2 protein-coding genes are annotated in these 4,494 nt (G+C 66.0%); both read right to left on the minus strand.

Going from position 1 to position 4,494, the window contains the following annotated elements:
* Window positions 1-3,718, minus strand: a 3,718-nt coding sequence (locus tag A9W99_RS09880) for a type I polyketide synthase (RefSeq protein WP_156623039.1), incomplete at its 3' end; no start/stop codon positions are given.
* A 26-nt stretch (window positions 3,719-3,744) separates the two neighbouring features.
* On the minus strand, window positions 3,745-4,494 hold a 750-nt coding region (locus tag A9W99_RS09885), incomplete at its 5' end, for a phosphopantetheine-binding protein (RefSeq protein ID WP_253869717.1).

Here is a 4,494-nt window from a genome sequence, read left to right on the forward strand (position 1 = left end):
CATACACCCCCCCCACCACCCCCCCCGACGACGACTCCCACACCACCACCGGCCCAACACCACCACCACCCAACGACACCGGCGACCACACCACCTCCAACAACCCACCAGCGGTTCGAGGGGCGGGGGCCGACAGCGCATCTGCCGAGATCGGGCGAACGACCAACTCGCGCACCGACAACACCGGCAACCCGGCACCATCAGCCAACTCCACCGACACCGCCCCAGCACCCACCGGCGCTATCCGCACCCGCAACCGAGATGCCCCCGCAGCATGCAAACACACCCCCTGCCACGAAAACGGCAACATCGTCTGCTGCTGCTCGCCGGCCACACCCATCGCATGCAACGCCGCATCGACCAGCACCGGATGAATGCCGAAACCGCCGACGTCCACGCCGGTGTCCTCGGGAACGGCGACATCGGCGAACACCACAGAACCCAGCCGCCACATCGCCTGCAAACCCCGAAACGCCGGACCATAGTCGTAACCCAGTGCGGCCAGCCGCTCATAGGGGTCGGCCACATCCACCGCCGTCGCACCCACCGGCGGCCACACCGACAAATCCGCGGCCGGCTCCGGCAATCCGGCCCTCATCGAGCCCTGCGCCTGCAACAGCCACTGCGAATTGGCGCCCGCTCCTTGCGAATACACGCGCACTTCCCGGGACCCCGACTCATCCGGCGCATCGACGACGACCTGGATCTGAACCCCGCCGGTCGGCGGCAAGATCAGTGGAGCCAACAGTGTCAGTTCCTCCACCACCGAACAGCCGACCTCATCGCCGGCCCGCAGGGCCAATTCCACGACGCCGGCGCCCGGGAACAGCAGCACGCCGTCCACCACGTGATCAGCCACCCACGGGTGAGCTGCCACCGACAACCGCCCGGTAAGCACCACCCCACCCGAATCCGGACGCTCCACCACCGCGCTCAACAACGGATGATCGGCCCGCGTCAAGCCGGCCCCGCTCACATCGGTAGATCCTGCCGCCCCGTAGGGCATCCAAAACCGCTGCCGCTGAAAGGCATACGTCGGCAAGTCGATCCGTCGGCCGCCACCGAGCGCCGCAAGCCAGTCGACCTCTACACCGCTGGTGAACAACTTGCCCAGCGCGACCAGCAACGACTCGGCTTCCGCGCGGCGTTTGGCCAGCGTCACCACCGACACCGCCTCATCAACGGTCAATGACTGCTCCACCGCCGCAGTGAGGCCACCATCGGGGCCTACCTCCAGAAAAACCCCGGCCCCCAACGATTCAGCCGCCCGAACGCCGTCGGCAAAGCGCACCGGCTGGCGTACATGCTCTACCCAATACTGTGACGATCCGTACCCGGGACCGGCCAATTCCCCAGTCAGGTTCGATACCAATCCAATTCGCGGCGGGGCGGGCGAAACGCCTTCCAGTAGGTGGGTGAACTCGTCGAGCATGGGCTCCATCAATACCGAATGAAAGGCATGCGAGACCGCCAACTGATGCACCCGCCTACCCCGCTGTGCCAGTTGTTCCGCCACCGCGTTCACCGGCACATCGGCGCCCGACATCACCACGGCGTTAGGGCCGTTGACGGCGGCAATGCTGACCCCCTCGGTGAGCAGAGGCGCCACTTCCTGCTCGCTTGCGGCTACGGCGATCATCACCCCGCCAGCGGGCAATGCCGCCATCAATCGACCGCGGCCGGCCACTACTTTGGCCGCATCCGAGAGCGACAACACGCCTGCGACGTGGGCCGCGGCGATCTCGCCCACCGAATGACCAGTAACCACTTCCGGCACCACACCCCAGTCCTGCAGCAACGCCGCCAACGCCACCTCGATGGCGAACAACGCCGGCTGCGCGAACTCCGTGCTTTCCAACAGTGTCGCGTCGGTGCCCCACATCACTTGCCGCAGCGGCAGGCGCAGTTGCGGATCCAATGCCGCGGCCGCCTCGTCAAAAGCTTTGGCGAACATCGGAAACCGGTCATACAACTGTTGGCCCATGCCCAGCCGCTGCGAACCCTGCCCGGGAAATACGAATGCGGTCTTGACCGCCGCGCGAGCCCGGCCCGCTACCGCGCTGGAATCCGGCTCACCGGCGGCGAGCCAGGCCAACTCCGTCATCAGCTGCTCGCGATCGGCACCCACCACGACGGCGCGGTGCTCGAACACCGACCGAGTCGTCACCAACGACCAAGCCACATCGACCGGATTCAGATCCGCACGGGCGGACACATGCGCAAGCAACCGCCTGGCCTGCTCGGTCAGTGCCGTAGCCGAACGGGCCGACAATACCCACGCCGTTAGCGTGTCGTCGCTATCGCGTTCGTCCCCAGCGCTTTCCAGACTTTCCGACGCGAGAGCCGGAGCCTGCTCCAAGATCACGTGCGCATTCGTGCCGCTGATCCCGAATGACGACACTCCGGCCCGGCGCGGCCCATCCCCGTTCGGCCACGGTCGCGACTCCGTCAACAGCGACACCGCTCCCGCATTCCAATCCACATGCGGCGTAGGCACATCCACGTGCAGCGTCTGCGGCAGCACCCCGTGGTGCATCGCCTGCACCATCTTGATCACCCCGGCGACTCCTGCCGCCGCCGAGGTATGGCCGATGTTGGACTTGATGGATCCCAACCACAACGGCCGATCCGCCGGCCGGTCCTGGCCATAGGTCGCCAGCAGGGCCTGCGCTTCAATCGGATCCCCCAGCGTGGTGCCCGTACCGTGCCCCTCGACCAGGTCCACATCCGCTGCCGTCAGCCCGGCACTGCTCAGCGCCGCCCGGATAACCCGTTGCTGCGACGGCCCATTCGGTGCGGTCAGTCCATTGGAAGCGCCGTCCTGGTTCACCGCGGTACCCCGCACCAGCGCCAACACCGGGTGGCCCAACCGTCGCGCATCAGCCAACCGCTCCACCGCCAGGACTCCCGCGCCTTCCGACCACGCGGTCCCGTCAGCGCCACCGGCATATACCTTGCACCGACCGTCCGCCGCCAGCGCCCGCTGCCGACTGAACTCGACAAATGCGGCGGGAGTGGCCATTACCGTTACGCCACCGACCAATGCCAGGTCACACTCCCCCGACCGCAACGATTGCGCCGCCAAATGCAACGCCACCAAGGACGAGGAACACGCGGTGTCCACCGATACCGCGGGGCCTTCCAAGCCGAGCACGTAGGACACGCGGCCGGAGGCGACGCTCAATGTGGAGCCGGTGAGCGAGTAGCCCTCCAGCGCGCCGTTCACCTCGCCCCCATATCCGGCATGGATTACGCCGGCGAATACGCCCGTTGCCGAACCTCGCAAACCCAACGGGTCAATTCCGGCCCGTTCCAATGCTTCCCACGACAATTCCAGCATCAACCGCTGCTGCGGATCCATCGCCAGCGCCTCGCTGGGCCCGACGCCGAAAAACCCCGCGTCGAAGTCGCCGGCGTCGGACAGAAATGAGCCTTGACGCACGTACATCTTGCCTGGCGCATCGGGATTTGGGTCGAATAGCTCCGCCACGTCCCAACCCCGGTCGGCGGGAAAGTCCGATACCGCATCGCGGCCCTCGACCACCATCTGCCACAAGGCCTCCGGCGAATCCACCCCACCCGGATACCGGCACGCCATACCCACCACCGCCACCGGTTCGGACTGCTTGGCTTCCAATTCCGACAGACGCCGGCGGGTGCGCCGCAGATCTGCGGTGAGACGCTTCAGATAGTCGACATGCTTGGTGGTGCCCGACACTATTACTCCTTGGCTTTTGTCGGTCTTTAGGAGCCGAGTTCTTCGTCGAGGATTGCGAAGAGCTCGCTTTCGCTGGCATTGGTGATGTCATCGATGTCACCGTCTGCGCCCTGTGCGTCGTACGACTCGAGGCGGTCGGTGACAGTCGTCAGCAGCGTCTGGATGCGCGCGGTGAGGTGCGTGGTGTCTTCTGGTTTCCAGTCGGGCTGACTGAGCAGCATCTGTAGTTCGCGGGTGATGTCGTTGAATCGGGTCATCAGGTCGGGCTGCTGGTTGTCAACGGTGACCGTTAGCCGGGGCTCGAGATGCTGGGCGAGGGCGCTGGGGGTGGGGTAGTCGAAGATGAGGGTGGGTGAAAGGGTGAGGCCGGTGGCGTTTTTGAGCCGGTTGCGCAGTTCGACGGCGGTCAGGGAGTCGAAGCCGAGATCCTGAAACACACTGTCGGCGTTGATGTCTGCGGCATCCCGACGGCCCAGTACGGTCGCGGCATTGCTGCGGACTAGGTCAACGAGTTCGCGGTGTCGTTGCTCGTCCGAAAGGCTGCCCAACCGCGCGGCCAGGCTGCTGGTCGACGCTGCCGTGGTGTCGGTTTCGGCAACGACACGTCGGGTGGTGCGGGTTACCAGTTGGCTCAACAGCGGTGGCAGTGCGGTGTTTTCGGCGAGTCCGGCGGTGTCGAGGTGGGTGGCGATCATCAGCGGGTGGTCGGTGAGCATGGCGTCGTCGAACAGCTGGAGAGCTGCCGGGGTGGACAGCGGGGCCAGTCCGGCCCGGCT

Source organism: Mycobacterium sp. 1164966.3 (genome assembly GCF_001665395.1).
GTDB lineage: Bacteria > Actinomycetota > Actinomycetes > Mycobacteriales > Mycobacteriaceae > Mycobacterium.